Genomic DNA, 26,629 nt, shown 5'->3' on the forward strand with positions numbered 1-26,629 from the left:
ATGAATTTACAGCATCATTTTTTGATTGCCATGCCTTCCCTACAGGATCCCTTTTTCAAACGCTCAGTAGTCTATATCTGCGAGCACAATGAAGAAGGCGCGATGGGTTTGATTATCAACAAGCCGATGGAAAATCTGACGGTCGAAGGCATTTTAAAGAAGCTGAAAATCACGTCAGGCGAGCGCGATCCCGCGATTCGTCTGGACAAACCGGTATTCAGCGGCGGCCCGCTGGCTGAGGATCGCGGCTTTATTCTTCACTCCGCGCAGCGCACCTTCTCTTCCAGCATCCGCATTTCCGATACCACGGTGATCACCACCTCGCGCGACGTGCTGGAGTCGCTCGGCACCGCTTCGCAGCCGGAGCATGTACTGGTGGCGCTGGGCTACTGCGCCTGGGAGAAAGATCAGCTGGAAAACGAGCTGATGGAGAACGCCTGGCTCACCACGCCCGCCAACAGCAATATTCTGTTCCAGACGCCGATCGCCGATCGCTGGCGCGAAGCGGCGCGCAGCATCGGCATCGATATTCACAGCATCGCCAGCGATGCGGGACACGCCTGATGACGACGCAAACGCTGCTGGGTTTTGACTTCGGCACCAAAAGCATCGGCGTCGCGGTCGGCCAGCAGTTGACCGGCAGCGCCCGCCCGCTCGCCGCGCTGAAAGCGCAGGACGGCACGCCGGACTGGCTGCAGATCGAGCGCCTGCTCAAGGAGTGGCAGCCTGATTTCGTGGTGGTCGGCCTGCCGCTGAATATGGACGGCACCGAGCAGCCGCTTACCGCGCGCGCGCGCAAGTTCGCCAACCGCCTGCACGGCCGCTTCGGCGTGCGCGTCGAGCTGCAGGACGAACGCCTCAGCACGGTAGAAGCGCGTGCCGGCCTGTTCGAACGCGGCGGCTATCGCGCGCTGAATAAAGGCTCGGTGGACTCGCAGTCGGCGGCGATTATTCTGCAGGACTGGTTCGAAACCCACTAAGGCCCGTCTCGCTCTCGCCTGATTCAGGAGCGATCAGCCCTTCCCGCTGCCGCGATAGCAGGCTCTGTTCGAAGGTTTGCATGCCGGCCTGCGCGCCGGTTTGCAGCAGCGCGCCGATCTGATGCATCTTGCCGTCGCGGATCAGGCTGGCGATGGCGGGCGTGGCGATCAGCACCTCAAACAGCCCGATGCGTCCGCCGTCGCGCGCCGCGATCAGCTTCTGCGCCATTACCGCTTTCAGACTGCCTGCCAGCTGGGCGCGCACCAGGTTTTTCTCCTCCGCCGGAAAGACATCCACCAGGCGATCGACCGCCTGCGCCGCGCCGCGCGTGTGCAGCGTGGCGAGCACCAGATGCCCGGTTTCGGCGGCGGTGAGCGCCTGGCGAATAGTATCGCCGTCGCGCAGCTCGCCCAGCAGGATGACGTCGGGATCTTCACGCAGCGCGGCGCGCAGCCCGAGGCTGAACGAGGCGCAGTGCGTGCCGATTTCGCGCTGCTGGATCAGCGACTGCCGGCTCTGGTGAATAAACTCGATGGGATCCTCCAGCGTAATAATGTGCTTCGCCTGCTGACGGTTAATGGCGTCGACCATCGCGGCAAGCGTGGTCGACTTGCCGCTGCCGGTCGCGCCGGTCACTAATACCAGCCCATCCTCCAGCAGCAGCCAGCGCGACGCCGCCGCTGGCAGGCGCAGGCTCTCCAGCGTTGGGCAGCGGGTCGCCAGCGTCCGCAGCGCCAGCGACAGCCCCTGCCGCTGGCGGAACAGGCTGGCGCGCAGCCGCTGACCGTCGACCAGCGAGAAAGCGAAATCGGTTTGCCCCTGTGCCGCCAGCTCTTCGCGCTGCCGCGGGCCGAGATAGCGCCCGATAACCTGCTCCAGCCAGTCGGCCGTCAGCGGCGCGAGATTGGGAAGCGGCTCCAGCCTGCCGTGGCGCCGCCAGCGCGGCGAATCTCCGCTGCACAGGTGCAGATCGGCGGCATTATGCTTTACACTAAGCGCCACCATTTCTTCCAACTCCATAGATAGCCTCCTGACGATGACCTCAATCCAGCACAACCTACAGCAACTGCGTCAGCGAATCCGCGCTGCCGCAACGCAATGCGGGCGCGATCCAGAAGAAGTTACGCTGCTTGCCGTCAGTAAAACCAAACCTGCGAGCGCGATCGAGGAAGCCATCGAAGCCGGGCAGCTCGCCTTCGGCGAAAATTACGTGCAGGAAGGGGTTGAAAAGATTGAGGCGCTGGCCGCACATCCTGAGGTGGAGTGGCACTTCATCGGCCCGCTGCAGTCGAATAAAAGCCGCCTGGTCGCGGAGCATTTCGCCTGGTGCCATACGGTGGATCGTCTGAAGATCGCCCAGCGCCTGAACGATCAGCGTCCCGACTCGCTGCCGCCGCTGAAAGTGTTGATTCAGGTAAATATCAGTGACGAAAACAGCAAATCTGGCATCATGCTGGAGGATTTGGCTGAGCTGGCGCAGCAGGTTGCCGCGCTGCCGCGGCTGCAGCTGCGCGGACTGATGGCGATCCCGGCGCCGGAGAGCGACTACGCGCGCCAGCTGGCGGTGTGTCAGCGAATGGCCGACGCCTTCCGTGAGCTGAAGCAGCGCTATCCCGACGTCGACACGCTTTCTCTGGGAATGAGCGACGACATGGAAGCGGCTATTGCCGCAGGCAGCACCATGGTGCGCATCGGCACCGCGATTTTCGGCGCGCGGGATTATGCGCGCAACCCACAACAATAATTGAGGAACCTCATGTTAACACTGACGTTTTTAGTCAAAACGCTGATCGACCTGTATGTGATGGTGCTGCTGCTGCGCATCTGGATGCAGTGGTCGCGCTGCGATTTTTATAATCCGCTGTCGCAGTTCGTGGTGAAAATCACCCAGCCAGTTATCAAGCCGCTGCGCCGCATTATTCCAGCCATCGGTCCGATCGATACCGCCTCGCTGCTGCTGGCGTTTGTGCTGACGACGCTGAAATACCCGATTTTGCTGCTGATCCAGGTCGGCGCCTTCTCTGTCGATCCGGCCAATCTGCTGGTCGGCCTGCTGTCGCTGGTGAAATCCGCCGGCTATCTGGTGTTCTGGGTGATCATCATTCGCTCGCTGATGAGCTGGATCAGCCAGGGACGCGGCCCGCTGGACTATGTGCTGGTGCAGCTGACCGAACCGCTGATGTCGCCGATTCGCCGCATTCTGCCTGCGATGGGCGGCATCGACTTCTCGGCGATGATTGTGATTCTGGTGCTCTACGCCCTGAACTTCCTCGGAATGGATCTGTTTCCGGGCCTCTGGTTTCTGCTGTAAATATGACTGGAACTGCTATGCAAAAAGTTGTGCTCGCCACCGGCAATCCCGGCAAGGTACGTGAACTGGCGGATCTCCTCTCCGCCTTTGGCCTGGATATCGTGGCGCAAACCGATCTGGGCGTGGAGTCGGCGGAAGAGACCGGCCTGACCTTTATCGAAAACGCCATCCTGAAAGCGCGGCACGCCGCGCAGATCACCGGCCTGCCCGCCATCGCCGACGATTCGGGCCTGGCGGTGGATGCGCTGGGCGGCGCGCCCGGCATCTATTCAGCGCGCTACGCCGGAGAGGCGGCCAGCGATCGGGAGAACCTTGAGAAGCTGCTGAACGCGCTGGAAACGGTGCCGGACGGCGAACGTCAGGCGCAGTTCCACTGCGTGCTGGTCTATCTGCGCCATGCGGAAGATCCGACGCCGCTGGTCTTCCACGGCAGCTGGGCGGGCGAGATCACCCGCTCCGCCGCCGGCGAAGGCGGTTTCGGCTACGATCCGATTTTCTACGTGCCCGAACTGGGCAAAACCGCCGCCGAGCTAAGCAAAACGGAAAAAGGCGCGGTTTCTCATCGAGGCAAAGCATTGACGCTGCTGCTGGAAGCGATGCGCAATGCCTGATTTACCGCCGTTAAGCCTCTACATCCATATTCCGTGGTGCGTGCAGAAGTGCCCCTACTGCGACTTCAACTCCCATGCGTTGAAAGGCGAGGTGCCGCACGTCGAGTATGTGCAGCACCTGCTGCGCGATCTGGAAAACGACCTGCCGCTGACCCACGGGCGCGCCGTGCGCACCATTTTTATCGGCGGCGGCACGCCGAGCCTGCTGAGCGGCGAGGCGATGCAGATGCTGATGGACGGCGTGCGCGCGCGGCTGCCGCTGGCGACGGATGCGGAAATCACCATGGAGGCCAATCCCGGCACCGTAGAGGCTGACCGCTTCAGCGCCTATCAGCTGGCGGGCATTAACCGTATCTCTATCGGCGTGCAGAGCTTCGATTCGCAGAAGCTGGAGCGGCTGGGGCGCATTCACGGCCCGGACGAGGCGAAGCGCGCCGCACAGCTGGCCGAGGGGCTGCATCTGCGCAGCTTTAACCTCGACCTGATGCACGGCCTGCCCGATCAGTCGCTGGAAGAGGCGTTGAGCGACCTGAAGCAGGCTATCGCACTCAACCCGCCGCATCTCTCCTGGTATCAGCTGACCATCGAGCCGAATACGCTGTTCGGCTCGCGTCCGCCGACGCTGCCGGACGACGACGCGCTGTGGGATATCTTCGAGCAAGGGGATCGTCTGCTGACCGCCGCCGGCTATCAGCAGTATGAGACCTCCGCCTACGCGAAGCCCGGCTACCGCTGCGAGCACAACCTCAACTACTGGCGCTTTGGCGACTACCTCGGCATTGGCTGCGGCGCGCACGGCAAGCTGACCCAGCCTGACGGACGCATCGTGCGCACCGTGAAGACGCGCCACCCGCGCGGCTTTATGCAGGGCCGCTATCAGGAGAAGCAGTATGAGGTCGCCGACGCGGAGAAGCCCTTCGAATACTTTATGAACCGTTTCCGCCTGCTGGAAGCGGCGCCGCGCGAGGAGTTTGCGCGCTACACCGGCCTGAGCGAGCAGACCATTCGGCCGCAGATGGATGCGGCGATCGCGGCAGGCTACGTAGCGGAGAGCGCCACGCACTGGCAGATAACGGAAAAAGGTAAGCTGTTTTTGAACTCGCTGCTGGAGCTGTTTTTGGCGGAGGAGTAAGTGGAAACAACGAGGGCGGCGCAAGCCGCCCTCGCCGTTATGCCTTCGGGAAAATCCACAGATGGTTTTCCGGCAGCGCCAGATAGCCGTGCTGCGGGTCGCGCACCTCATTGCCGTACGCGCGAATAGCGAAATCGTCGCCCGCGGTGCGGAACAGGTACTCCCAGCGGTCGCCGAGATACATGCTGGTGACCAGCGGCAGTTCCAGCTGGTTCTCGCCCGGCCCGTCCACCAGCCTTACACGCTCGACGCGGATCACCGCCGTGCCCTCCTGGCCCTGCCGCACCCCCTCTCCCGCTCTGCCCCACAGGCTCCAGCCTTTGCCCTCAATACGCGCTTTACCGTCGCGCAGCTCGGCGATTTTCCCGTGCAGCCGATTGTTGCTGCCCATGAACTCGGCGGTAAACAGGGTTTTCGGCGAGCCGTACATTTCCTGCGGCGTGCCCTGCTGCTCGATCTTGCCGTTATTCAGCAGCAGGATGCGGTCGGAAATCGCCATCGCCTCGTTTTGATCGTGCGTCACCATCAGCGCCGACAGGCCCAGCTTGATGATCAGTTCACGCAGGAAAACGCGCGCCTCTTCCCGCAGCTTGGCGTCGAGGTTCGACAGCGGCTCATCCAGCAGAATCACCGGCGGGTTATAAACCAGCGCGCGGCCAATGGCGACGCGCTGCTGCTGCCCGCCCGAGAGCTGATGCGGATGGCGCTTGCCCAGATGGCCCAGCCCCAGCTGATTGAGTACGTCCTGCACCCGCTGATTAATCTCCGCGGAAGCAACCTTACGCAGCTTTAACGGATAGGCCACGTTCTCGAACACCGTCTTATGCGGCCAGAGCGCGTAGGACTGAAACACCAGCCCGAGGTTGCGCTCTTCCGCCGGGATCTCGCTGCGCGGCGTACCGGCATATACCTGGTTTTTGCCGATGATAATCTTGCCCTGAGTCGGCTTTTCCAGCCCGGCGACGGCGCGCAGCAGCGTAGTTTTACCGCTGCCGGAGGGGCCAAGCAGCGACACCACTTCGCCGCGCTGTAAATTCATGGAGACCCCTTTCAGAACCGGGTTGTCGCCATAGGTCAAATGCAGATTTTCTACGGATAATTCAATCATGTAATTTAACTCCAAATCGCAGGGCGATACCCAGGCCCACCACCACCAGCAGGATGTTAATAAAGGAGAGCGCGGCGACGATATCGATCGCGCCCGCCGCCCACAGGGAAACCAGCATTGAGCCGATGGTTTCCGTGCCGGGCGACAGCAGATAAACGCCGGTGGAGTATTCGCGTTCAAAAATCAGGAACATCAGCAGCCAGGAGCCGATCAGGCCGTAGCGAGAGAGCGGGATCGTCACGTGGCGCGTGATCTGCCCGCGCGTGGCGCCGGTGCTGCGCGCCGCCTCTTCCAGCTCGGGCCCCACCTGCAGCAGCGTCGAGGAGATCAGCCGCAGGCCATAGGCCATCCACACCACGGTATAGGCCAGCCAGACGCTGAAGATGGTGCTGCGCAGCGAGCGCAGCCAGACGATGAGGTTATCGCGCAGCCACTGCGACCAGGTGAAATCAGAAAGCCAGCCCGATTTAAGCGAGTTGTCCAGCCACAGCGGCAGGAACAAAAACACCCAGAGAAACGCCAGGCCCGCCAGCAGCCCCGGCACGGCGCGCGGCACCAGCACGCTGTAGTCAAGGAAGCGCGTGGTGTTGTCAGGCTTGCGGTGCATGGCGATGCCGATGAACAGGTAGCATGCCACCGCCAGCGCCCCGCCGATCACGCCGATCGCCATGGAGTTGACGATGGCGCGCAGCAGATTTGGCTGCGCCCAGATAGTCTGGAAGGTTTTGATCGACAGCTCGTCCCACAGCGAGACGCCGACGCCCCAGTTAGAGATAAAGGCGCGCAGCACCACGCCCAACAGCGGTACGCCGATGGTCACGGTCAGCCAGAACGCCACTACCGCGCCCGCCACCCAGCGCCATTTCCCCAGCGGCAAGGCGCGCGCCTGGGAAGCCTTGCCCTTAACGGTCACGAAGCGGTTGGCGGTGCGCATCAGGCGGCGCTGCAGCATCACCAGCGGAATGGTGATGCAGATCAGCACCACGGCCACTGCGGCCATCAGGTGATACGAAGGCGTGCCGAGCTTATTGGTCAGCTGGTAGAGGTAGGTCGCCAGCACCATATTCCCTTCGGGATCGCCCAGCACCAGCATTAAGCCGAAGACTTCCAGTCCGAGAAAGAACAGCAGTACCACGGCATAGAGGATCGAGGGGCGCACCATCGGCAGGCTCACCGCCGTCATTACCTGCAGCGGCGAGGCGCCGGCGATGCGCGCCGCCTCCTCTACATCCGATCCCACGCTGCGCAGCGCCGAGGAGATATAGAGGTAGGCATGGGGAACGTGCGTCAGCCCCGCAATCACCACGATGCTCGACATATCGTAGATATTCCACGGCACGAAGCCGAGCAGAGACTGCGCCCACAGCGAGAAGAAGCCGACCGGCCCGGCGGCCACCACATAGCCGAATCCCAGCACCATCGGCGAGACGAAGATCGGCACGAGGATCAGCGGCTCGATAATGCGTCTGCCCGGCAGGTCGGTACGCACCATCAGAAACGCCAGGATGCCGCCCAGCGGAATGGCGATGATCACCAGCCCAAAGGCGAGAATAAAGCCGCTCTTCAGCGCCTTGTAGAAGTCCGGGTCGGTGAAAATAAATTCAAATGACTCCAGGCTCCACTCTTTTGACGGCGCAAAAAAGGGGGCGGATAAAAAACTCTGGATGACGATAAACGATAGCGGAACATAGATAACCAGCGCGGTTAACAGCACCACGACGCCACGCGGCAGGCTTTGCCACTTTCTGCGCAATGCATTCATATTGAGACCCTGAATGGCGAAATCTTAGGAAAGAGAAGCGCGACGCAGCGGGCCGCGCTTCCGAACTGCCGTTATTTACCGGCGGCTGCGCGCCACTGCTTGATGTAATCCAGACGTTTTTTCGGCTGCAGGTACTCCAGCAGGCTTTCGTCTACCGGGATAGGCTTCAGCGCATTGCCTAACATTTTGGTCAGGCCGTCGATATCGTTTTTGCCTTCAATATCGTTACGCAGCGAGGGAATGTCGGCCTGATTCGCCAGAATGGTTTGCCCTTTTTCAGAGAGGACGTAATCGAGCCACAGCTTTGCCGCATGGCTGTTCTGGGCCTGCTGGCTGATAAAGGAGACGCGCGACAGCACCAGCGTGTAATCCTTCGGATAAGAGATGCCCAGCGAAGGATCGGTTTTGGCGCGGGCTTCAGCGTAGGAGCCGAGAATATTGAAGCCGATCAGGTTTTCGCCAGAAGAAACCCTCTCCATCATGGTGCCGGTAGAGGACTGCACCGCTAAGCCGCCCTTCGCCACTTCGGCAAGGGTTTTAAAATAGTCTGGATCGGCCTTCGAATCCTGTACCGACAGCATGAAGCCCAGCCCCGATTTTTCAATATCGTAGGTGGTGACCTTGCTCTTGAATTTGTCCGTCTGGCTGGCGATCAGCTTCGCCAGCGCGGCGTGCGAATCGGGCACCTCGCCAGCCGGGATCAGCCGCTTGTTATAGATAATCACCACCGGCTCGTAGGTGGTGCCGTACGCGCGGTTTTTCCACACCGACCACTTCGGCAGCTGAGCGAGCTCGGGCGACTGATACTCCTGGGCGTAGTCGGTCGCCAGCTTCAGACCGGTATCCATGGAGGAGCTCCAGACCACGTCGCCGCTGGTGCCGCCGGAGGCCTGCTCGCTGATAAAGCGGTTGTACAGCTCGGTGCTGTTCATGTCGTTATATTCGACTTTGATACCGGGATAGGTGGCCTCGAACCCCTTGATCAGCGGCCCTGCGGCTTTGGTGTCGGTGGTGGAATAGACCACGACTTTGCCTTCTTTGGTCGCGGCGTCGATAACGCCCTGGTAGTCCGCCGGATACCCCTGTGGCGGTGCGGAGAAGGCGGAACAGGAGACAAATACGGTCGCGGCAACCAGAGTAAGAGGATAGTTTTTCGACATTATATTTAACCTTTTAGTTACACTTTGGGAACTAAGGGTCAACATAGTCGATTGGGTCCGCCAGACAAGAGGTGCCCGGGCGTTATCTTCGCGAAGTGTGATTATCGGCGTTTTTTCGGCGATTAACACCATTAAAACCACGTAGAGGCCGCGCGCCCTTATTGCGCGCGATCACACTATTGCAGGCCGCTCATTTTGCGATAGAGTCGGCGCGGATGCCCGATGTTGCCGTACTGCATTTCGACGCTGATAAAGCCGATCTCCACGCAATACTCCAGATAACGGCGGCCGGTGGTTTTACTGATCCCGACGCTCTCTACCACCTGCTCCACCGACCAGCTGCGGTCAGGCGCATCGCTGAAAAAGCGTTTAACTCGCGTCAGGGTCAGAGACTCGATGCCTTTAGTCGACGGCGCGGGCGGCGCGTCGCTGGTCGGCAGGTTGAACAGCTTGTCCAGGGCATGCTGGTCCACATTGGTCATCTGGCGCATCGTCTGCACCAGCAGCATAAAGCGTTCCAGCGAGGCGCGCAGGCGGTGAAAAAAGACCGGCTTGAGCAGATAGTCCAGCGCGCCGCTGCGCATCGCGTGGCTACAGGTCTGCATATCGCTCGCGGCGGTAATAAAGATCACGGAACAGTCAAAACGCTTCAGCAGCGGGTCGTCGATCAGCGTGACGCCCTGCCCGTCCGGCAAATAGTTGTCGAGCAGCACCAGCCGCGGCTGATGCTGCTCGATCAGCTGGCGCGCCTGCTCCAGCGTGGCCGCGATGCCCGCCACGCGCAGATGGAAATGCTGCTCGATAAACTCGCGGTGCAAATCGGCGAGGTGCGGCTCATCTTCCACAATCACGACTTTGAGCGGCTTAGCGTTGTTCATGAGAAATTCCTGTCGAAGCGGCGGACGGGAACGGAATAAAAATGGTGAAAATCGTTCCCTGCGGCGCGTTGTCGTTGATTTCGATGCTGCCGCCCGCCTGATGAACGTATCCCGCCGCCAGATAGAGTCCGATGCCGTGCTCCGAGCCGAGCGGATCGTCGCCGCTGAAGGGCTTGCTGGTTACGCCCTGCTCGAACAGATGCGGTTTCAGCTGTTCGTCCACGCCGCAGCCCTGATCGGCCACTTCGATCAACAGCTCCTGATTGCGATCGGAAATATAGAGCTCCACCGGAGGAGCAGGTTTTTTCACCTTGAGCGTAGCGTCTACGGCGTTATCCAGCACGTTGCCTACCACTGACATCAGCGCGGTTTCGCTAATGGTCGCGGGGATGCGCATGAGCTGACAGGCGGGATCGAACTTAAGCTCCACCCCTTTTTCACGGGCGCTGACATATTTTCCCAGCAGCAGCCCGCACAGCGCCGGCGAAGTAAAGCGTGCCGAGACGAAATCGAGCACCTGCTGCGCGCCGGCGGACTGCGCCTGAATATAACGCATCGCATCCTCGTAGCGCTGCATCTGCAGCAGCCCCACCAGCGTGGCGGTCCAGTTGAGCTGTTCATGGCGCATAATGCGCAAATTATCCGCATAGCGCTTTACCTGGCTCAACTGGCTGCTCAGGGTGTTGATGTCGTTTTTATCGCGGAAGCTGCAGACCCAGCCGCCCGGCACGCCAGGTTCAAGATCGATAGTAACCCGGTTGACGATTACCTGACGCTGATTCAGGACGGTGATCTGATCGTGCCGGCCCTCGCTCGCTTGTCCGCCGCTCTGGCTGAGAAAAGCGGGATGGATCTGCATCACCTCATGCAGCGGCTTGCCCAGCAGTTCGCTCTCGCTGCGATCGATCTCCAGCAGCTCCCTGGCGGCGCGATTGATTAAGATCAGCTGCTTTTCTGCGTTAACGGCGAAGACCCCCTCATACATCGCCTCGAGCAGCGCTTTTTGCTGCAGCACCAGCAGCGCGATATCTTTCGGCTCCAGCCAGAACATCTGCTTTTTGAGGTTGCGGCTAAAAGCCCATGAAAAAATAAACAGCAAAACCAGCAGCGCCAGGCCGTAGAGGCTCGCCTGCCACAGCAGGCTGACGTTGATGTTGGCGATATAGGAGGTGAGATAACCAACCGAGACGATGCCGATCACCTGATGGCGGGCATCAAAAATGGGGGCTTTGCTGCGCAGCGATACGCCGATGCCGCCCTTACGCACCGAAATAATGGTTTTCCCCTGCAGCACCTCGGCATTATCGCCGCCAATTAGCGGCAAATTAAGGCGTTCGGGCGATTCAGAATGATAGAGATGCTGCTCGCGCGCGTCGCCTATCACGATATAGCTCGCGTCGCTTTGCTCGCGCAGCGGCTGGATCAGACGCGCAATGGCGGCGATATCGCGGCTCGCCACCTTCTCCGCCAGGCCGGGCATCAGCGCGATTTCGCTCGCCTGCACTCGCGCGCGCTGCCCCAGATCGTGATGCAGTTGCCGGTCGATAAAATGAAACAGGATCGCGCCCTGCAGCGCCAGCAGCAGGCAGGAAAACAGCACCAGCGAGAGGAAGAGCTTTACCTGAAAAGGCAGTCTGCGTTTCATACAACCTGTTAAATAGAGGAGCGGGTGCGCGGCATCAGGCAAGACTAGCATGGGCACAGGCGGCCAGCGGCTGGCTAAGCCCAGAGTTGTGAACTGGCTACCATCTCAGCGAGACGGCTGAATCGCTGCATTGAGGGGCACGTCAGCCGCTGCCTCTGTCCATACAGCCGTCCAGGTGTATAAGTGGTTAAAATAAATTAATATAAATGTTGCCAAACCTCATGCGCTGTGGCTTAATAGCGCCATCGGTTTGGAATACAGACCTTATGAAAGCAGTTTTAGTAAAGCAGTCCTCAGTTCAAGTGTTATCCAAAGATACCCTTCTTCGTGAGCTCCTCCTAAGCGCCCCATAAGTAATTCTCAGGCCATCTTCGCCGCTTTTAGTGGCTCATAAATTAAGGAAATATCTATGTCTAACAAAATGACTGGTTTAGTAAAATGGTTCAACTCTGACAAAGGTTTCGGCTTCATCACTCCGGACGACGGCAGCAAAGATGTATTCGTACACTTCTCTGCAATCCAGAGCGACAGCTACAAAACCCTCGACGAAGGCCAGAAAGTCTCTTTCACCATCGAAAATGGTGCTAAAGGCCCTGCTGCCGGCAACGTCACCGCGCTGTAAGACGCGTCTGTTATCAGCGACGCTTACAACAGCGATGAAGGCGCAAGCCTGAGCGGCTAAGCTGCCGCTGATAATGAAAAAACCCGCCCTGTGCGGGTTTTTTCATATCGGTCTCCCCTTGAGCGGCCCGCGCTCTCCTCGCACCCGTTAAATTTATCAGCCACACTTACCCAAAGCCGTAGTCGGCACTGCCATTGTGCATTACACTGCGCGCTGCAAAAACTGAGTAGATTAACGATTAAACAGGCGGTAACGGCGATGAACGGAACGATCACAACCTGGTTTCAGGACAAAGGTTTTGGATTTATCAAAGATGAGAACGGCGACAATCGCTATTTTCACGTGATCAAGGTCGCCAACCCTGAGCTAATCAAAAAGAATGCGGCGGTGACCTTCGAACCCACCACCAACAGCAAGGGGCTGTCAGCTTATGCTGTGAAGGTAATGCCGGAGAGCAAATATATCTTTATCGCCGGCGAGCGCATCAAGCTCACCGCAATCAAATCTTTCGTGGTCTTCAGCGAAGAGGTGCCGGCGGATAGCCGCATCGATAAAGAGAACACCGTGCTCTCTGTGGGTTCGCTGCTGAATAACATCCGGCCGAAAACCGAAGCCAGGCCTGGCGAAATGCGCACGGTGAGAAAGCTGGCGATCACCACTTTCCAGGGAACGACGCTGATCTTCTCGGAAGATGAGATCGACGTCGATGCCACGGCGAAAATGCTTAAAGTCTGAGATACGGCAGACAGTCCCGAAAGTACAACAGGCGTTACCCTGGAGATTCTTTATGAACGATGAAATACCAATCAGATACTACGACGTTGCGGATGAGTATGCGACGGAGAGCGACAAGCCGGTAGACGAATCGGAACGCGATTCGCTGGCGCGCTATTTCCAGCTGCTGATCACGCGCCTGATGAATAATGAGGAAATCAGCGAAGAAGCGCAGCATGAAATGGCTGTGGAAGCGGGCATCGACGCGCAGCGTATTGACGAGATCGCTGAGTTTCTTAATCAGTGGGGCAACGAGTAATCCCGCAAGGCGCGCCTGAAATCAGCAAGCGCGCCGCCTTCTTTACGACTTCACGCTGCCGACCAGCTTCTTGCGCTGATCTTCAAGGCTAATCACGCGGTTACAGACTTCCTGTCCGAAGTTTTTGAAATCCTGCTCTTGATTGCTCCACTCCGCCTGGATCGACTGCTGTAGCCCGCCCAGGTTGCCCATGATCGCCTGCAGCGGATTGCTGCCGCTCGCCTGCTTGCTGCCCATCTCATTCAGGCTGTCCTGCAGCACGCCGCCCATGGTGCTCTGCACCAGACGTTCGCCGTCGGCGCGCACCTGGTCGATCGCCTGATGGTGAAAGGTCAGGCCGTCGTCGCGGTGTTCGATAATACGGTTCATCTGCTGCTTCAGCTGACCGTTGAGCGTGGTGAGGCGGTTGCGCACGTTGCTGTCGGCGCCGAGCTTCTCGACGATGACCTTATCCAGCGCGATGCGGCCTTTCTCCAGGCGCGACGAGGCGCCGGTATCTATCCACGGCAGATCGCGGCGCAGCGCATTCTGGTAGTCGATAGCCTGCTGACGCTGCGCGTTGTTCACCGCCACTTTCTGGCCGTTGAGCCGCACATCGCCCTGCGGGGAGATCTCCAGGTTGCCGTTTGCGCCGACCACCTGCACGCTTTGCGGCTTAATCACCACGTCATCCTGCGGTTTAACGCTGCACTCCCAGGCAGCCTGCGCCTGCGTCGCTGCCAGCAGCAGCGCGGCGATAAGCGTTTTACGAACCATAATCTCTCCCAACGAAACTTATTCCGTGTAATCGCCTTTCCGCTGTTGAAGGGTCAGGCGTCGGCGGCGCAGCGATACTGGCGACGGCCAGCGCACAGCCTCCGGAGCGTACTGAAGTACGTGAGGAAGGCGAGCACTGCCCGGCGTCGGTAGCGCAAGTAAGCCAGCCTGAAGCGGACTCAACGCCGGATAAAAATATTAGTCCCACCAGACGTCGAAAAGTTCGGTAACCTGCACATCACTCAGCTGACGATCTTCCAGCCACTTACGCACCAGCTCGCGGTGCTCGTCGGTGCACTTGCCGGTCTTCTGCAGGCAAACCAACCCTTCCCACACCAGATAGCCACTGCCGTCATAGGCCAGGCCGTTCGGCGCGATGACTTCGTTGATAAAGTCGTCGACGGTTTTATCAATTTGCTGTTCCGTGGTGCCGTCGGCAAAGCGCCAGGCAACCGAAAAACCCAGCTCCTGAAATTCGTCGAGATGCAGTTTTTTACGTAAACGGCGGCTGCGATGTGTGGCCATTATTTAATCCTCTCAAACATTAAGTCCCAAACGCCGTGGCCCAGTCGCTGCCCGCGCTGCTCAAATTTGGTCAGTGGACGCGTCTCCGGACGCGGCACGTAATCCTGCGTTTCCGACTGGTTTTTATAGCCGTCGATGCCGTTCATCACTTCCAGCATATGTTCGGCGTAGGCTTCCCAGTCGGTCGCCATATGGAACACCCCGCCCAGCTTCAGCTTGCGCATCACCAGTTCGGCGAAAGGCGTCTGCACGATGCGACGCTTGTTGTGGCGCGCTTTATGCCAGGGATCGGGGAAGAAAAGCTGCACCATCCGCAGCGAGTTATCCGGGATCATCTTCTCCAGCACTTCCACCGCGTCGTGGCACATCACGCGCAGGTTCTCGACGTTCGCCTCTTTCGCGGAGGCGAGACAGGCGCCCACGCCCGGCGCGTGAACTTCGATACCGAGAAAGTTCTGCTGCGGATTATTCTGCGCCATGGTCACCAGCGACGCGCCCATGCCGAAGCCGATCTCCAGCACCACCGGCGCGTCGCGGCCAAACAGTTGACTCAAATCCAGCGGCTCGGGTTGAAACTCAACGCCCATCTCCGGCCAGTATTGGTCGAGCGCCAGCTGCTGCCCTTTGGTCAGACGCCCCTGGCGGCGCACAAAACTGCGTATACGGCGCAGCGGCCGCCCGTTCTCATCAAATTCCGGAGTGATGACGTCATTAATCATGTTGTAGCCTGCTGAGTAGCCTGTTTGGGGAAAGGCGCATTATGCAAAGTTAATTAGCAGAAGCAAGCCCTTGCGATCTTCAGGTTTACACCGGGGCCGCGCCTGTGCTGGAATGCCTGCCTGAGTGTAGAGTAATCACGGAAAATTTCCTTCTTATGATGCAAGCGCCGCAGTTCGCGCAACAGGTGCTGGACTGGTATCAGCGCTTTGGCCGCAAGACCCTGCCGTGGCAGCAGGAGAAAACGCCTTATAAGGTGTGGCTCTCTGAAGTGATGCTGCAGCAGACCCAGGTCGCCACCGTTATTCCCTATTTCGAACGCTTTATGGCGCGCTTTCCCACCGTCGCCGATCTGGCCGCCGCACCGCTCGACGAGGTGCTGCACCTCTGGACCGGGCTCGGCTATTACGCCCGCGCGCGCAACCTGCATAAGGCGGCGAAGCAGATCGCCGATCGGCATCAGGGCGAGTTTCCGCGCAACTTCGACGACGTCGCGGCGCTGCCCGGCGTCGGACGCTCGACCGCAGGGGCGGTGCTGTCGCTGTCGCTTGGCCAGCACTTCCCCATTCTAGACGGCAACGTAAAGCGCGTGCTGGCCCGCTGCTACGCGGTCGGCGGCTGGCCGGGTAAAAAGGATGTCGAGAAGCGGCTGTGGGAAATCAGCGAAACCGTCACGCCGGCAGAGGGCGTCAGCCAGTTCAACCAGGCGATGATGGATCTCGGCGCGCTGGTCTGTACCCGTTCGAAACCCAAATGCGACATCTGTCCGCTTAACAGCGGCTGTATCGCCTACGCCAACAATAGCCAGGCGAGCTATCCCGGCAAAAAGCCGAAGCAGATCCTGCCGGAGCGCAGCGGCTGGTTTCTGCTGTTGCAGGATGGCGATGATGTCTGGCTAGAGCAGCGTCCGCCGGTGGGATTATGGGGCGGTCTGTTCTGCTTCCCGCAGTTCACGACAGAGGATGCGCTGCACGACTGGCTGCAGGCGCGCGGCATCGCTGCGAAGCCGCAGCAGCTCACCGCGTTTCGTCATACCTTCAGCCATTTCCATCTGGATATCGTGCCAATGTGGCTATCGTGGCCATCTGTCGGGGCGGCGATGGATGAACCCGGCGGTCTCTGGTATAACTTAGCCCAGCCGCCGTCAGTGGGGCTTGCGGCGCCGGTTGAGCGGCTACTGCACGAGCTACGTCACCCGCAACAGCTGGCCCTGCACCGGCATGAGATTGAAGAGGAAAAGTAATGAGCCGCACGATTTTTTGTACGTTTCTACAGCGCGACGCCGAAGGGCAGGATTTCCAGCTCTATCCGGGCGAACTGGGCAAGCGCATCTACAATGAGATCTCGAAAGAAGCCTGGCAGAAGTGGATGACCAAACAGACCATGTTGATCAACGAGAAAAAGCTCAACATGATGAATCCGGAAGACCGCAAAGTGCTGGAGAAGGAGATGGTGAATTTCCTGTTTGAAGGCAAAGAGGTCCACATCGAAGGCTATACGCCGCCAGAAGCATAAATTTTAGGGCCTCAGCGTTGAGGCCCCTCTCTTTTCCGGGTCAGGCACGTATTTACAATGAATAAGAAATTACTCGCACTGCTGGTGATCGCGCCCCTTTTGGTCTCCTGCTCAGGAAAGAAGTCTTCGCAGTATCACGAAGAGTGGGTAAAGGACACCAACGGCTTCGATATTTTAATGGGCCAGTTTGCGCATAACATCGAGAACATTTGGGGTATCAACGAAGTCCTGATCGCCGGACCGAAAGATTACGTCAAATACAGCGACAACTATTACACCCGCAGCCATATCAACTTCGAAAGCGGCAATATCACTATCGAAACCATTTCCGGTACCGATCCGATGGCCAGCCTGCGCCAGGCGATCGTGACCACGCTGCTGATCGGCGACGATCCGGGCAATGTCGATCTTTATTCCGACGCCAACGATATCGTCATCAGTAAAGAGCCGCTGCTCTACGGCCAGGTGCTGGACAACACGGGCCAGCCGATTCGCTGGCAGGGCCGTGCGGGCAACTTCGCCGATTACCTGCTGCAAAATAAACTGCAGCGTCGCGTTTCCGGCCTGCATGTCATCTACTCGGTGACCATTCCGATGGTGCCTAACCACCTCGACAAGCGTGCGCACAAATATCTGCCGATAGTGCGTAAGGCCGCCGAGCAGTACGGCGTCGACGCGTCGTTGATTCTGGCGATTATGCAGACCGAGTCGAGCTTCAACCCCTATGCGGTCAGCCATTCCGACGCGCTGGGGCTGATGCAGGTGGTGCAGCATACCGCAGGCGTCGATGTATTCCGCATGAAGGGCAAGTGGGGCAAGCCGAGCCGCAGCTACCTGCTCGATCCCGAGAACAATATCGATGCGGGTACCGCCTATCTTTCGCTGTTGCAGAAGAGCTATCTGGGCGGGATTCAGGATCCGGTGTCGCGGCGCTATGCGGTGATTACCGCCTATAACGGCGGTGCGGGCAGCGTGCTGCGCGTCTTCTCCAGCGATAAGGATCGCGCCTTCAACGCCATTAACAATATGTCGCCGAGCCAGGTTTATACCACGCTGACGACGCAGCATCCGTCTGCGGAGTCGCGGCGCTATCTGTATAAGGTGAGTACGGCGCAGCGCAGCTATCGCCGTTATTGACAGGGTGTCTGCTGCGCAGGCGGCGCTGAGCGGGTTCCGCCCGCCGGGGGTTAGGTTCGCTGCGCGAACGGGCTCTGAGCGGGTTCCGCCCGCCAGGCGTCGGGGAGTTTCAGCCGCTCCGCTGCCGGCGTGCGTGTTAAGGGACTCGCCAGCCCCTTAACAATCCCGGCTTCCGGCAGCCTCCACGCCGCGCTCCGCGCGGTGCCTTCGTTGCTTACGTCGGCCGCACGGACCGCGCGGATTCGACATCCTGTCTCATGCCGCGCTCTCGCCGACGTCCTGTCGGCTCGTCCTGACCGCCGTGCGCGCCTCAGCGTGTCGGATGCCTCTGACTGCCCCGCCTGTAATTTCCTTGGTTTTCATTAACGACAGCGACGTCTGAGCGCATAACGCATGTTTTCAGCGACGACGTTGCGCCTTCAGGAATCAGGATTTGCAGCGGGGGGTTTTTGGGGGCCATCGCAGCCGCTGAGCGGAGGAAGGATTTCAGGATGAGGCGACAGGACGTCGCCGAAAGCGCGGGCCAGGCCAGGACGGCCTGTCCTGCGCGGTCCGTCAGAAATCCTGAGAGAGCGAAGGGACCCGCGCAGCGGGCGGGTGAGCTGGCCCGGGGCGCGGGTGCAGGGCCGGCGCCCACCGGCCCTGCTCGGTCGCCCGCAGCGGGCGGAATGAAACTGCCTCGCGGTCAGGCGAACGAAACCCGCTCAGAGCCCGCCTGCGCAGCAGGCAAATCACCCGTCAGGCAGGGTCCGCTACCGCTCCACCATCATATTCGCCACCAGCTGCAGACGCCCCTGCCCGTCATCCTCGGTATAAACGCCCTGCAGCTCCGGCGAGAAGCCCGGCAGCTGGTTGACGCCCTCTTCCAGCGCCAGGAAATAGCGCTGTACCGCGCCGCCCCACACCTCGCCCGGCACCACGCAGAGCACGCCTGGCGGATAAGGCAGCGCGCCTTCGGCGGCGATGCGCCCTTCGGCTTGCGCGATCGGCACCAGCTCGACGTCGCCGCGAATATAAGCCTGATGCGCGTCCTGCGGATTCACCTTCACCGCCGGGAAACTCTTCTGGCGGAACATCGTCTTCTGCAGATCCTTCACGTCGAAGCTGACATAGAGATCGTGCATCTCCTGGCACAGCTGACGCAGGGTATAGCCCTTGTAGCGCGCCTGATTTTTGCGATAAATCGTCGGCAGCACCTCCGCCAGCGGCGCATCCTCTCTGACGCGCTCTTCAAACTGCGCCAGCATCGCCACCAGATGCGCCATCTTCTCCGCGCTCTCTGCCGGCGTCAGCAGAAAAAGAATAGAGTTAAGGTCGCACTTCTCCGGCACGATGCCGTTTTCGCGCAGATAGTTCGCCAGAATCGTCGCGGGAATGCCGAAGTCAGCGTATTCGCCGCTCGCCGCGTCGATGCCCGGCGTCGTCAGCAGCAGCTTGCAGGGATCGACCAGATACTGATCCTTGGCATAACCGGCAAAGCCGTGCCATTTCGCCTCCGGCTCGAAGCTGAAGTAGCGGCTGTCGCGGGCGATGGTCTCCGTGGGCGCATCCTGCCAGCGCATGCCGTTAACCTGCTCCGGCACAAACGGCAAAATCATCTCGCAGCGATCGAGGATCGCCTTGCGCGCCTCGATGCCGAGCGTCACGCACGACTGCCACAGCTGGCGGCCCGCTTCGCCCTGATGCATTTTGGCGTTAACGTCCAGCGCGGCGAAGAGCGGATAAAAGGGACTGGTAGAAGCGTGCAGCATAAAGGCGTTATTCAGCCGCTTGTGCGGGCAAAAGCGCTTCTGCCCGCGAATATGGTTATCTTTTTTGTGGATCTGCGACGTCTGCGAAAAGCCAGCCAGCTGCTTATGTACCGACTGGGTGACGAAAATGCCGGGATCGTTCTCGGTAAGCTCCAGCGTCAGCGGCGAGGTGCCGGCCATCACCGGAATAAACTGCTCATAGCCGAGCCACGCGGAGTCGAACAGGATGTAGTCGCAGAGATGTCCGATGCGATCCACCACCTGACGCGCGTTATAGACAGTGCCGTCGTAGGTGCCGAGCTGAATAATCGCCAGCCGGAAAGGTCGCGCTTCTTCGGCGCGCTGCGGCGCCACCTCTTTGATCCGCTCGCGCAGCCAGCTCTCGTCGAAGCAGTGCGCGTCGATGCCGCCGATAAACCCGAAAGGATTACGCGCCGCTTCCAGATAGACTGGCGTCGCGCCCGCCTGGATCAGCGCGCCGTGATGGTTCGATTTATGGTTATTGCGGTCGAACAGCACCAGATCGCCGCGCGTCAACAGCGCATTGGTCACCACTTTGTTGGCGCTGGAGGTGCCGTTCAGCACGAAGTAGGTTTTATCCGCGTTGAACACCTTTGCCGCGAACTTCTGCGCATCTTTCGCCGAGCCTTCGTGGATCAGCAGATCGCCGAGCTTAACGTCGGCGTTGCACATGTCGGAGCGAAAAACGTTCTCGCCGTAAAAATCGTAAAACTGCCGTCCCGCCGGATGCTTACGGAAAAACGCCCCGCCCTGATGGCCCGGACAGGCGAAGGTGCTGTTCTGCATATCGACATAGCGCGTCAGGGTATCGAAAAACGGCGGCAGCAGGTTCGCCTCATACTCCGCCGCAGCCGCTTCCAGCGCCGCCCACTCTTGCGCGGAGCCGTTCAGCTCGCCGGTCACGCCCGGCAGATGCAGCACCTCCTCTTCCCAGGCGTTGGCGACAAATACCGGCAGATTGAAGCCGGTATGGCGCAACAGCGCCAGCACGCCGCTGCGCGTATCGGCCAGCGAGACGACCACTGCCGCCACGTCGGTAAAGTCGGTATTGTCCAGCGTCACTACGTCACGCCCGGTATTAAGGGTAAGGCTGGGAGCCACAGCGGCGCTGGCGGCAATTTTCAGTGGTGTCATAACACAAATCCCCAACGGTGAAGGATGAGTGAGTGCCAGAGGCACGGCAATAGGGAAGATTCCCCGGCGAATAACGTCAGGCGGAAGCGGAGACGGAGCAAAAGGTAAAGCCGCACCCGATAGACATCAGTAAAGCCAGATCGCGTCTGTCTTTACGCATGCCCAACAGCGAACGTTTAGCTGGCCTCACCGCATGGCGCGCGGGAACGCCTGAAAGCGGCGGGCAGAGAGGAGCGCCTTGCGCACAGGGCAAAGCGAGCGGAGGCAGGTGCGGCTGTGCATTGTTCCGACCATAGCGACATCCTCGACGAACAGGCAAAAAGAGGCGCAATCATGTCATCTTTTTAGCGCGGGAACAACCCGCCCGAATCAATAACCTTGCAAGAGCAAACAAATGTAATCTACTGATAAATAATGAATTAAAACATGAATACTTTAACTAAATGCTTAATTATCTTTTCTTTATGAAAGGTTATGCATTTAGCCGCGCGTTGAGTCAGCTTCTGCGCCTTCTCTACCCCTTCCCGCTGAGGAGTAGTAGACTGGCCGGCACATTTCCTGATTGCCGGAGGCTGCATGTTTAAAGCATTAGTCATTGAAAATGATGAGCAAGGCTACCGCACCAACCTGAAAGATCTCAACGAATCCCAGCTGCCCGACCATGACGTCACCGTCGACGTCGCCTACTCCACGCTGAACTACAAAGACGCGCTCGCCATCTGCAATAAAGGCCCGATCGTGCGTCACTTCCCGATGGTGCCGGGCATCGATTTCGTCGGCCGCGTTACCGCCAGCCGCCATCCAGAGTGGCGGCTGGACGACGTGGCGCTGCTGACCGGCTGGGGCGTCGGCGAGAAACAGTGGGGCGGCCTGGCGCAGAAGGCGAGCGTCTCTGGCGACTGGCTGGTAGAGGTGCCCGCCGCCCTGAGTCCGCTGCAGACGATGGCGATCGGCACCGCGGGCTTTACCGCGATGCTGTGCGTGATGGCGCTTGAGAAACAGGGCGTAACGCCGGATCGCGGCCCGGTGCTGGTCACCGGCGCGAGCGGCGGCGTCGGCAGCTTCAGCGTCAGCCTGCTGGCGCGCCTGGGCTTTGAGGTGATCGCCGCCAGCGGACGCGCCAGCGACGAAGGCTATCTGATCGATACGCTCGGCGCCCATTCTGTCATCGACCGCAGCGAGCTGTCGCAGCCCGGCAAGCCGCTGGCGAAAGAGCGCTGGGCGGCGGCCATCGACAGCGTCGGCAGCCATACGCTGAGCAACGTGCTGGCCGCTACCCAGCGCGACGGCGTGGTCGCCGCCTGCGGCATGGCGCAGGGGCTGGATCTGCCCGCCAGCGTCGCGCCCTTTATCTTGCGCGGCGTAACCCTGACCGGCGTCGACAGCGTGATGTGTCCGAAACCGCTGCGCCAGCAGGCGTGGCAGCGCCTCAGTGAACTGCTGAACGGCGACACTCTCACCCGGCTTACGACGCTGATCCCGCTCAGCGAAGCGAAACAGGGCGCGCAGGATCTGCTGGACGGCAAGGTGCGCGGCCGCCTGATTGTCGACTGCCGTTAAGCGTTCTGATGCAGGGCGGCGTCGCGCAGCAGCACCGCAAGACGCTCCAGCGCGAACTGCGCGCCCTGCTCCATCACCGATTTCGGTTCGCCCTCGAAGCGCCGCATCTCCGCCGCCACGCTGCCGTCGGGCAAGGTCCAGCCAAACCAAATGGTGCCTGCGGGCGTGCCGTCTTCGCCGCCGTCTGGTGCCGCGTAGCCGGTAATCGACAGGCTGACCGGTTCGCCGGAGCGCTCGCGCGCGCCGATCGCCATCTCGCGCGCCGTCTGTTCGCTCACCGCGGTATGCGCTTCCAGCGTTTCCGGCCGCACCCCGAGCAGCTGGGTTTTCGCATTGTCGCTGTAGGTGACGAAGCCGCTGGTATAGAAGTTGCCGCTGTTTTCCACTTTCGCCAGCGTCATGCTGATCAGGCCGGCGGTGCAGGACTCGGCGGTCGCTAACCGCCACTCAGAGGAGAGAAGCCGCTCGCCAAGCTGTTCGGCGGCCCGATCTAGTGCATCGTTCATATTTTGCTTCCCTGTTTAGTGATTCAGAGTAGAAAGTATGGTCGAAAATCGGCGCGCCGCTAAGCGCTAACGCTATGAATAGTAAGCCAAACGGCTTTACGCGCGCAGCTGGATCGTCGGGCTGCCGCTTTCAGGATGAGCGGAGACGCGCAGGTCCGCCCGATACCAGCGCGTCAGCGTCGTCTCGGTCATCACCGCCTGCGGCGAGCCCTGCGCCACCAGCGTGCCCTGATGCAGCAGCAGAATGCGATCTGCCCAGAGCGCGGCCAGGTTGAGATCGTGCAGCACGGCGCAAACCCCGAAGTCGCTCTGGCGCGACAGCTGGTGCAGCAGCCGCAGCGTCCTCTGCTGCCAGTAGAGATCGAGCGCCGAGGTCGGCTCGTCGAGAAACAGCCAGCCGCGCGGCGCCCCGTCGCGCCAGAGCTGCGCCAGCACGCGCGCCAGCTGCACGCGCTGCTGTTCGCCGCCGGAAAGCTGCCGATAGTCGCGTCCGGCCAGCTCGCTGCAGCCGGTTAGCGCCATCACCTCCTCGACGATGGCCGCTGCGCCTGCGGCAGGCCAGGGCGCGCGGCCCATCGCCACCACGTCGGCGGCGGGCAGCGCAAAGGCGACCGGATTCTGCTGGCGCATCACCGCGCGCCGCTGCGCCAGCCGCGCGCGCGGCCAGGCCGCTAAGGGACGATCGCCCAGCCGACACTCCCCCTCATCGGGCGTCAGAAAGCCGGTCAGCATCCGCAGCAGCGTCGATTTTCCCGCGCCGTTCGGGCCAATCAGCGCCACCAGCTCGCCCGACGCCAGCGACAGATCCAGCGCGTCGATCAGCATCCGTCCGCCGCGCGCATAGCGCAGGCTGCGCGCCTCTAATCGATCCATTATTCCACTCCTCGCTGCTGGCGCAGGATCTGCCAGAGAAACCAGGGGCCGCCCAGCAGGCTGGTCAACAGTCCTACCGGCATCTCGGCGGGCACCATGAGGGTGCGCGCCAGGGTATCCGCCAGCAGCAGCAGGATCGCGCCCGCCAGCGCCGAACCGGGCAGCATCCAGCGATGGTCGCTGCCGAGACAGAAGCGCATCACGTGCGGCACCACCAGGCCTACGAAGCCGATAATGCCGCTGACCGACACCGCCGCGCCCACCAGCAGCGCGCTCAGCGTCAGCAGCTGCCGCTGGGTACGCCTGACGTCAAGCCCCATATAGTGCGCATCCTCTTCGCCCAGCTGCAGCAGGTTAAGATGGCGCGCGCGTCGCTGCGTCAGCAGCAGCGCCGGCAGGATAAAGGCGGCGCAGACCGCCAGCACTGGCCACTGCGCCTGGCTCAGGCTGCCCATGCCCCACAGCGAAAGCTGACGCAGCTGCTGGTCGTTACTGAGCCACGAGAGCACGCCTGCGGCCGCGCCGCACAGCGCGTTGATGGCAACACCCACCAGCAGCAGACGCGCCAGGCTGCCCTGCGCTCGCTGGCTGAGGCTGAAGATCAGCACCATCACCGCCAGGCTGCCGAGAAAGGCCGCCAGGGTCGGCAGCCAGAGCGCCAGCAGCGGGGGCAGCGTCAGCGGCAGAAGAAGAGCGATCGCTACCGCCAGCCCTGCGCCGCTGCTGATGCCGAGCAGGCCGGGATCGGCGAGCGGATTGCGAAACAGCCCCTGCATCACCGCGCCGGAAACCGCCAGCGCCATGCCGATCAGCACCGCCAGCAGCACGCGCGGCAGCCGGATATGCAGCCAGATCTGCCAGACCATATCGCTGAGCGGCGCCTGCCACAGCGTGCGCGGCGACAGCGTCATCGCGCCGAGATTAGCCGCCAGCGCCATCGCCACCAGCATGCTCATCAGCATCAGCGCCAGCCAGCGCGGCGCGGCAATACTACTCATGCCGCGCCGCTTCGGCCGCTTTGCGCAGCTTGACGATGGCGCCTGGCGTATCCAGGCCGAAACCGAGCAGCGCCATTTCATCGATCGCCAGCAGGTTTTTATGCTGGCCCGCCGGGGTCAGCGCCAGGCCAGGCAACCGCCATACCTCCTCTTCGTCGCCGAGGGTTTTCAGGCCATCGTCGCCGATCACCACCAGATCCGGCGCGGCGGCGATGACGCCCTCCTGCGACAGCGGCTGATAGTGCGGCACCGCCGCCATGGCGTTGATCAGGCCCGCGCTGCGGATGGCGCCGTCGGCGGCGGTATCGCTACCCGCCGCCAGCGACTTCATGCCGCTGTGCGCCATAATAAACAGCACCTTCACCGGCAGCGGCCGCTTCGGCAGCGCCGCCAGCGTGCGGTTAATCTGCTGCGCCAGCGCCTGCGCCTCTTCATCGCGGTGCAGCGCCTTCCCGATGGCGGCGATCTTTTTGGGAATCGCCTCCAGGCTGTTCTCGCCGGTGATCTCCACCACCCTGACGCCAGCCTGGGCGACCTGCCGCAGCGCCAGCGACGGTTTCGCCAGCTCGCTGCTCAGCACCAGCGTCGGCTTCAGCGCCAGAATGCCCTCGGCGTTGAGCTGACGCATGTAGCCGATATCCGGCAGCCGCTTCGCCAGCGCCGGATGCTGGCTGGTGCTGTCGCGCGCCACCAGCGCCTGCTGCGCGCCCAGCGCATACACGATCTGCGTGACGTCGCCGCCGATAGCGATCACGCGCTCCGCCGCCAGCGAAGGCAGCGTCAGCAGCAGCATTAACCCGGCGATCACCCCTTTCATACGGCTTCTCCCGCCGCGCTCAGCGAGGTTATCTGCTCGCGCCAGCGCGCCTGCTCCGGCGTGCCTTCGCTGCGCTGGCCGTAGAGCTGGGCGATCTGCGTGCCGTCGGCCGCAAACAGCTCCAGGCTGGTGACGAAGCCGTCGCCGGTCGGTTTGCGCGTCACCCAGCTTTCGTGGATGCGTTCCGCCATCAGGTGCAGCGTGAAGCGCGTATTAAACAGGTTGAGCCACTTCTCCATCGTCGCCGTTTTTTCCACCGCGCCGGTAAAGATCTGGGTGCAGCCGCGGTTGCCGACGAAGATCATAATTTCATTGCCGTCTCGCTGCGCCAGCGTCAGCAGGCGCGCCAGCGCGTCGTTATCCACGCGCCACGCCAGATCGTTGCCCGCCGCGCGAAACGCCTGCGGGCGCGAAACGTTATGGCGTTTCAGCAGCGCGAAAAACTGATGCACGTCGGTCATGGCACGCCACTCGCTGTCGATGGCGGCGGCGTCGATATGCTGAGCGAAGCTCGCCGCCGGCGCCGGCTCGACGTGCAGCGCGGCGGGCGCGTCGTCGATAAAGCGTGCGATCAGCGCCTGCCAGGCCGCCATATCGGTGCGATCGGTGGCGTAGATTTTCAGCACCGCGTCGCCGTGACGGTCGAAGATCTGAATGCTCTGCCGCGCGCCGCGCGCGCTCTGCTCCTGCAGAAAGAAAGCGCTGCGCCACTGGCTGAGGAAGAAGCGCAGGTCGAGAGCGCGCGGATTCAGCACCAGCCCGGCGTGATCGCCCAGCTTCAGGTTCTGGTAAAGGCCAAGATGCTCATGCACCGCATATTCATTGCGGGTGATGCTTTTCGTTTCGCCCACCGCCTCCAGCGCTGGCAATAGCTCGCGAAACTGCGGCTTTAGCGGCTGCGCCTCCTGCCCGACGCGCGCTGCGCACAGCTCCGCTTCGATGATGCCCATTAGCGCAGCCAGCTCGCGCGCGTATTTTTCCGGATGACGGCTTTTCAGCGTCTGGTAGTGCTGCCACAGTGAATTCATTGCGCCTTGCTCCCCTAAGAGATGCGCCCTGCGCCTGCGCAGGGCGTT

28 protein-coding genes are annotated in these 26,629 nt (G+C 61.0%); 13 read left to right on the plus strand and 15 right to left on the minus strand.

Going from position 1 to position 26,629, the window contains the following annotated elements; all coding sequences use genetic code 11:
- Together HA46_RS15665 and ruvX are read left to right on the plus strand one after the other, a co-directional pair.
- Entirely contained in the window at positions 1–564 is a 564-nt protein-coding gene (locus HA46_RS15665; protein WP_033792137.1) for a YqgE/AlgH family protein, read from the plus strand.
- Entirely contained in the window at positions 564–980 is a 417-nt protein-coding gene (ruvX, locus tag HA46_RS15670; protein ID WP_033752261.1) for a Holliday junction resolvase RuvX, read from the plus strand. Before HA46_RS15665 ends, ruvX begins: the two co-directional genes overlap by 1 nt.
- On the opposite strand, the gene HA46_RS15675 is transcribed toward ruvX, so the two are convergent.
- Positions 949–2,001 carry a type IV pilus twitching motility protein PilT gene (locus HA46_RS15675; protein WP_084885290.1) on the minus strand — a complete coding sequence of 351 codons (1,053 nt, stop codon included), beginning with the start codon at positions 1,999–2,001 and terminating at the stop codon, positions 949–951. The genes ruvX and HA46_RS15675 overlap by 32 nt on opposite strands.
- Before the next feature lie 16 nt (positions 2,002–2,017).
- Between HA46_RS15675 and HA46_RS15680 the strand changes: the two genes are divergently transcribed.
- Genes HA46_RS15680 through hemW form a run of 4 tightly spaced genes read left to right on the plus strand, consistent with a single transcriptional unit; the run spans position 2,018 to position 5,035 of the window.
- Positions 2,018–2,725 (plus strand): YggS family pyridoxal phosphate-dependent enzyme, encoded by a 708-nt coding sequence (locus tag HA46_RS15680; protein ID WP_084885292.1) that lies wholly within the window; start codon positions 2,018–2,020, stop codon positions 2,723–2,725.
- A gap of 12 nt (positions 2,726–2,737) precedes the next feature.
- The gene (locus HA46_RS15685; protein ID WP_033792139.1) at positions 2,738–3,292 is read left to right on the plus strand and encodes a YggT family protein; all 555 of its coding nucleotides are present in this window, start codon (positions 2,738–2,740) and stop codon (positions 3,290–3,292) included.
- A gap of 17 nt (positions 3,293–3,309) precedes the next feature.
- On the plus strand, positions 3,310–3,903 hold the full coding sequence (locus HA46_RS15690; RefSeq protein ID WP_033792140.1) for an XTP/dITP diphosphatase: 594 nt from the start codon (positions 3,310–3,312) through the stop codon (positions 3,901–3,903).
- Positions 3,896–5,035, plus strand: coding sequence for a radical SAM family heme chaperone HemW (gene hemW, locus HA46_RS15695; protein WP_084885294.1), 1,140 nt, complete (start codon positions 3,896–3,898; stop codon positions 5,033–5,035). Before HA46_RS15690 ends, hemW begins: the two co-directional genes overlap by 8 nt.
- A 37-nt stretch (positions 5,036–5,072) precedes the next feature.
- On the opposite strand, the gene HA46_RS15700 is transcribed toward hemW, so the two are convergent.
- The 5 genes from HA46_RS15700 to HA46_RS15720 all read right to left on the minus strand — a co-directional run bounded on the left by HA46_RS15700 (position 5,073) and on the right by HA46_RS15720 (position 11,588).
- Complete coding sequence (locus HA46_RS15700; protein ID WP_084885296.1) at positions 5,073–6,143, minus strand: ABC transporter ATP-binding protein; 1,071 nt, start codon at positions 6,141–6,143, stop codon at positions 5,073–5,075.
- Positions 6,136–7,905 (minus strand): ABC transporter permease, encoded by a 1,770-nt coding sequence (locus HA46_RS15705; RefSeq protein ID WP_033792143.1) that lies wholly within the window; start codon positions 7,903–7,905, stop codon positions 6,136–6,138. Before HA46_RS15705 ends, HA46_RS15700 begins: the two co-directional genes overlap by 8 nt.
- Before the next feature lie 71 nt (positions 7,906–7,976).
- Positions 7,977–9,065 (minus strand): ABC transporter substrate-binding protein, encoded by a 1,089-nt coding sequence (locus HA46_RS15710; protein WP_084885298.1) that lies wholly within the window; start codon positions 9,063–9,065, stop codon positions 7,977–7,979.
- Between the two features lie 176 nt (positions 9,066–9,241).
- A complete protein-coding gene (locus HA46_RS15715; RefSeq protein ID WP_033792145.1) occupies positions 9,242–9,943 on the minus strand; it encodes a response regulator in 702 nt (233 codons plus the stop codon).
- Positions 9,930–11,588: an ATP-binding protein gene (locus HA46_RS15720; protein ID WP_084885300.1), complete on the minus strand. Its 1,659-nt coding sequence runs from the start codon at positions 11,586–11,588 to the stop codon at positions 9,930–9,932. Before HA46_RS15720 ends, HA46_RS15715 begins: the two co-directional genes overlap by 14 nt.
- 409 nt (positions 11,589–11,997) lie before the next feature.
- Here HA46_RS15720 and cspE point away from each other — a divergent pair, with 409 nt between their 5' ends.
- The 3 genes from cspE (at position 11,998) to HA46_RS15735 (ending at position 13,243) form a co-directional block, all read left to right on the plus strand.
- Positions 11,998–12,210 (plus strand): transcription antiterminator/RNA stability regulator CspE, encoded by a 213-nt coding sequence (gene cspE / locus HA46_RS15725; RefSeq protein WP_023479762.1) that lies wholly within the window; start codon positions 11,998–12,000, stop codon positions 12,208–12,210.
- Between the two features lie 258 nt (positions 12,211–12,468).
- Complete coding sequence (locus HA46_RS15730) at positions 12,469–12,945, plus strand: cold-shock protein (RefSeq protein WP_033792147.1); 477 nt, start codon at positions 12,469–12,471, stop codon at positions 12,943–12,945.
- Between the two features lie 52 nt (positions 12,946–12,997).
- A complete protein-coding gene (locus HA46_RS15735; protein ID WP_033792148.1) occupies positions 12,998–13,243 on the plus strand; it encodes a DUF2543 family protein in 246 nt (81 codons plus the stop codon).
- Positions 13,244–13,285: 42 nt separating this feature from the next.
- On the opposite strand, the gene HA46_RS15740 is transcribed toward HA46_RS15735, so the two are convergent.
- From HA46_RS15740 to trmB, 3 genes are all read right to left on the minus strand, one after another.
- Positions 13,286–13,999: a YggN family protein gene (locus tag HA46_RS15740; protein ID WP_084885302.1), complete on the minus strand. Its 714-nt coding sequence runs from the start codon at positions 13,997–13,999 to the stop codon at positions 13,286–13,288.
- Between the two features lie 198 nt (positions 14,000–14,197).
- On the minus strand, positions 14,198–14,524 hold the full coding sequence (locus tag HA46_RS15745) for a YggL family protein (protein ID WP_033792150.1): 327 nt from the start codon (positions 14,522–14,524) through the stop codon (positions 14,198–14,200).
- Entirely contained in the window at positions 14,524–15,243 is a 720-nt protein-coding gene (gene trmB / locus HA46_RS15750) for a tRNA (guanosine(46)-N7)-methyltransferase TrmB (protein WP_033792151.1), read from the minus strand. The genes HA46_RS15745 and trmB overlap by 1 nt, the downstream gene beginning before the upstream one ends.
- Positions 15,244–15,398: 155 nt before the next feature.
- On the opposite strand from trmB, the gene mutY reads away from it, so the two are divergent.
- Genes mutY through mltC form a run of 3 tightly spaced genes read left to right on the plus strand, consistent with a single transcriptional unit; the run spans position 15,399 to position 17,893 of the window.
- Positions 15,399–16,484, plus strand: coding sequence for an A/G-specific adenine glycosylase (gene mutY, locus HA46_RS15755; RefSeq protein ID WP_033792152.1), 1,086 nt, complete (start codon positions 15,399–15,401; stop codon positions 16,482–16,484).
- Positions 16,484–16,756 (plus strand): oxidative damage protection protein, encoded by a 273-nt coding sequence (locus HA46_RS15760; protein ID WP_084885304.1) that lies wholly within the window; start codon positions 16,484–16,486, stop codon positions 16,754–16,756. Before mutY ends, HA46_RS15760 begins: the two co-directional genes overlap by 1 nt.
- A gap of 57 nt (positions 16,757–16,813) precedes the next feature.
- Positions 16,814–17,893: a membrane-bound lytic murein transglycosylase MltC gene (mltC, locus tag HA46_RS15765; RefSeq protein ID WP_084885306.1), complete on the plus strand. Its 1,080-nt coding sequence runs from the start codon at positions 16,814–16,816 to the stop codon at positions 17,891–17,893.
- Between the two features lie 752 nt (positions 17,894–18,645).
- Here the strand turns inward: mltC and HA46_RS15770 are convergent.
- Positions 18,646–20,799 carry an ornithine decarboxylase gene (locus HA46_RS15770; protein WP_084885307.1) on the minus strand — a complete coding sequence of 718 codons (2,154 nt, stop codon included), beginning with the start codon at positions 20,797–20,799 and terminating at the stop codon, positions 18,646–18,648.
- A gap of 576 nt (positions 20,800–21,375) precedes the next feature.
- On the opposite strand from HA46_RS15770, the gene acuI reads away from it, so the two are divergent.
- The gene (gene acuI / locus HA46_RS15775) at positions 21,376–22,359 is read left to right on the plus strand and encodes an acrylyl-CoA reductase (NADPH) (RefSeq protein ID WP_084885309.1); all 984 of its coding nucleotides are present in this window, start codon (positions 21,376–21,378) and stop codon (positions 22,357–22,359) included.
- On the opposite strand, the gene HA46_RS15780 is transcribed toward acuI, so the two are convergent.
- The 5 genes from HA46_RS15780 to HA46_RS15800 form a co-directional block, all read right to left on the minus strand.
- Complete coding sequence (locus HA46_RS15780) at positions 22,356–22,865, minus strand: CinA family protein (RefSeq protein WP_084885311.1); 510 nt, start codon at positions 22,863–22,865, stop codon at positions 22,356–22,358. The two genes, acuI and HA46_RS15780, sit on opposite strands and share 4 nt — an antisense overlap.
- A 96-nt stretch (positions 22,866–22,961) precedes the next feature.
- Positions 22,962–23,741: a heme ABC transporter ATP-binding protein gene (locus tag HA46_RS15785; protein WP_084885313.1), complete on the minus strand. Its 780-nt coding sequence runs from the start codon at positions 23,739–23,741 to the stop codon at positions 22,962–22,964.
- On the minus strand, positions 23,738–24,736 hold the full coding sequence (locus HA46_RS15790) for a FecCD family ABC transporter permease (protein WP_084885315.1): 999 nt from the start codon (positions 24,734–24,736) through the stop codon (positions 23,738–23,740). The genes HA46_RS15785 and HA46_RS15790 overlap by 4 nt, the downstream gene beginning before the upstream one ends.
- Entirely contained in the window at positions 24,729–25,553 is an 825-nt protein-coding gene (locus tag HA46_RS15795) for a heme/hemin ABC transporter substrate-binding protein (RefSeq protein WP_084885317.1), read from the minus strand. The genes HA46_RS15790 and HA46_RS15795 overlap by 8 nt, the downstream gene beginning before the upstream one ends.
- Positions 25,550–26,581: a hemin-degrading factor gene (locus tag HA46_RS15800; protein ID WP_084885319.1), complete on the minus strand. Its 1,032-nt coding sequence runs from the start codon at positions 26,579–26,581 to the stop codon at positions 25,550–25,552. The genes HA46_RS15795 and HA46_RS15800 overlap by 4 nt, the downstream gene beginning before the upstream one ends.
- Positions 26,582–26,629 lie beyond the last annotated feature (48 nt).

This window comes from Pantoea septica (assembly GCF_002095575.1).
Classification (GTDB): domain Bacteria; phylum Pseudomonadota; class Gammaproteobacteria; order Enterobacterales; family Enterobacteriaceae; genus Pantoea; species Pantoea septica.

Bases quoted from the DNA above. Each gene is read 5' to 3' on its own strand.
- HA46_RS15665 (WP_033792137.1), top strand. From the start codon at position 1: ATGAATTTACAGCATCATTTTTTGATTGCCATGCCTTCCCTACAGGAT.
- ruvX (WP_033752261.1), top strand. From the start codon at position 564: ATGACGACGCAAACGCTGCTGGGTTTTGACTTCGGCACCAAAAGCATC.
- HA46_RS15675 (WP_084885290.1), bottom strand. From the start codon at position 2,001: ATGGAGTTGGAAGAAATGGTGGCGCTTAGTGTAAAGCATAATGCCGCC.
- HA46_RS15680 (WP_084885292.1), top strand. From the start codon at position 2,018: ATGACCTCAATCCAGCACAACCTACAGCAACTGCGTCAGCGAATCCGC.
- HA46_RS15685 (WP_033792139.1), top strand. From the start codon at position 2,738: ATGTTAACACTGACGTTTTTAGTCAAAACGCTGATCGACCTGTATGTG.
- HA46_RS15690 (WP_033792140.1), top strand. From the start codon at position 3,310: ATGCAAAAAGTTGTGCTCGCCACCGGCAATCCCGGCAAGGTACGTGAA.
- hemW (WP_084885294.1), top strand. From the start codon at position 3,896: ATGCCTGATTTACCGCCGTTAAGCCTCTACATCCATATTCCGTGGTGC.
- HA46_RS15700 (WP_084885296.1), bottom strand. From the start codon at position 6,143: ATGATTGAATTATCCGTAGAAAATCTGCATTTGACCTATGGCGACAAC.
- HA46_RS15705 (WP_033792143.1), bottom strand. From the start codon at position 7,905: ATGAATGCATTGCGCAGAAAGTGGCAAAGCCTGCCGCGTGGCGTCGTG.
- HA46_RS15710 (WP_084885298.1), bottom strand. From the start codon at position 9,065: ATGTCGAAAAACTATCCTCTTACTCTGGTTGCCGCGACCGTATTTGTC.
- HA46_RS15715 (WP_033792145.1), bottom strand. From the start codon at position 9,943: ATGAACAACGCTAAGCCGCTCAAAGTCGTGATTGTGGAAGATGAGCCG.
- HA46_RS15720 (WP_084885300.1), bottom strand. From the start codon at position 11,588: ATGAAACGCAGACTGCCTTTTCAGGTAAAGCTCTTCCTCTCGCTGGTG.
- cspE (WP_023479762.1), top strand. From the start codon at position 11,998: ATGTCTAACAAAATGACTGGTTTAGTAAAATGGTTCAACTCTGACAAA.
- HA46_RS15730 (WP_033792147.1), top strand. From the start codon at position 12,469: ATGAACGGAACGATCACAACCTGGTTTCAGGACAAAGGTTTTGGATTT.
- HA46_RS15735 (WP_033792148.1), top strand. From the start codon at position 12,998: ATGAACGATGAAATACCAATCAGATACTACGACGTTGCGGATGAGTAT.
- HA46_RS15740 (WP_084885302.1), bottom strand. From the start codon at position 13,999: ATGGTTCGTAAAACGCTTATCGCCGCGCTGCTGCTGGCAGCGACGCAG.
- HA46_RS15745 (WP_033792150.1), bottom strand. From the start codon at position 14,524: ATGGCCACACATCGCAGCCGCCGTTTACGTAAAAAACTGCATCTCGAC.
- trmB (WP_033792151.1), bottom strand. From the start codon at position 15,243: ATGATTAATGACGTCATCACTCCGGAATTTGATGAGAACGGGCGGCCG.
- mutY (WP_033792152.1), top strand. From the start codon at position 15,399: ATGATGCAAGCGCCGCAGTTCGCGCAACAGGTGCTGGACTGGTATCAG.
- HA46_RS15760 (WP_084885304.1), top strand. From the start codon at position 16,484: ATGAGCCGCACGATTTTTTGTACGTTTCTACAGCGCGACGCCGAAGGG.
- mltC (WP_084885306.1), top strand. From the start codon at position 16,814: ATGAATAAGAAATTACTCGCACTGCTGGTGATCGCGCCCCTTTTGGTC.
- HA46_RS15770 (WP_084885307.1), bottom strand. From the start codon at position 20,799: ATGACACCACTGAAAATTGCCGCCAGCGCCGCTGTGGCTCCCAGCCTT.
- acuI (WP_084885309.1), top strand. From the start codon at position 21,376: ATGTTTAAAGCATTAGTCATTGAAAATGATGAGCAAGGCTACCGCACC.
- HA46_RS15780 (WP_084885311.1), bottom strand. From the start codon at position 22,865: ATGAACGATGCACTAGATCGGGCCGCCGAACAGCTTGGCGAGCGGCTT.
- HA46_RS15790 (WP_084885315.1), bottom strand. From the start codon at position 24,736: ATGAGTAGTATTGCCGCGCCGCGCTGGCTGGCGCTGATGCTGATGAGC.
- HA46_RS15795 (WP_084885317.1), bottom strand. From the start codon at position 25,553: ATGAAAGGGGTGATCGCCGGGTTAATGCTGCTGCTGACGCTGCCTTCG.
- HA46_RS15800 (WP_084885319.1), bottom strand. From the start codon at position 26,581: ATGAATTCACTGTGGCAGCACTACCAGACGCTGAAAAGCCGTCATCCG.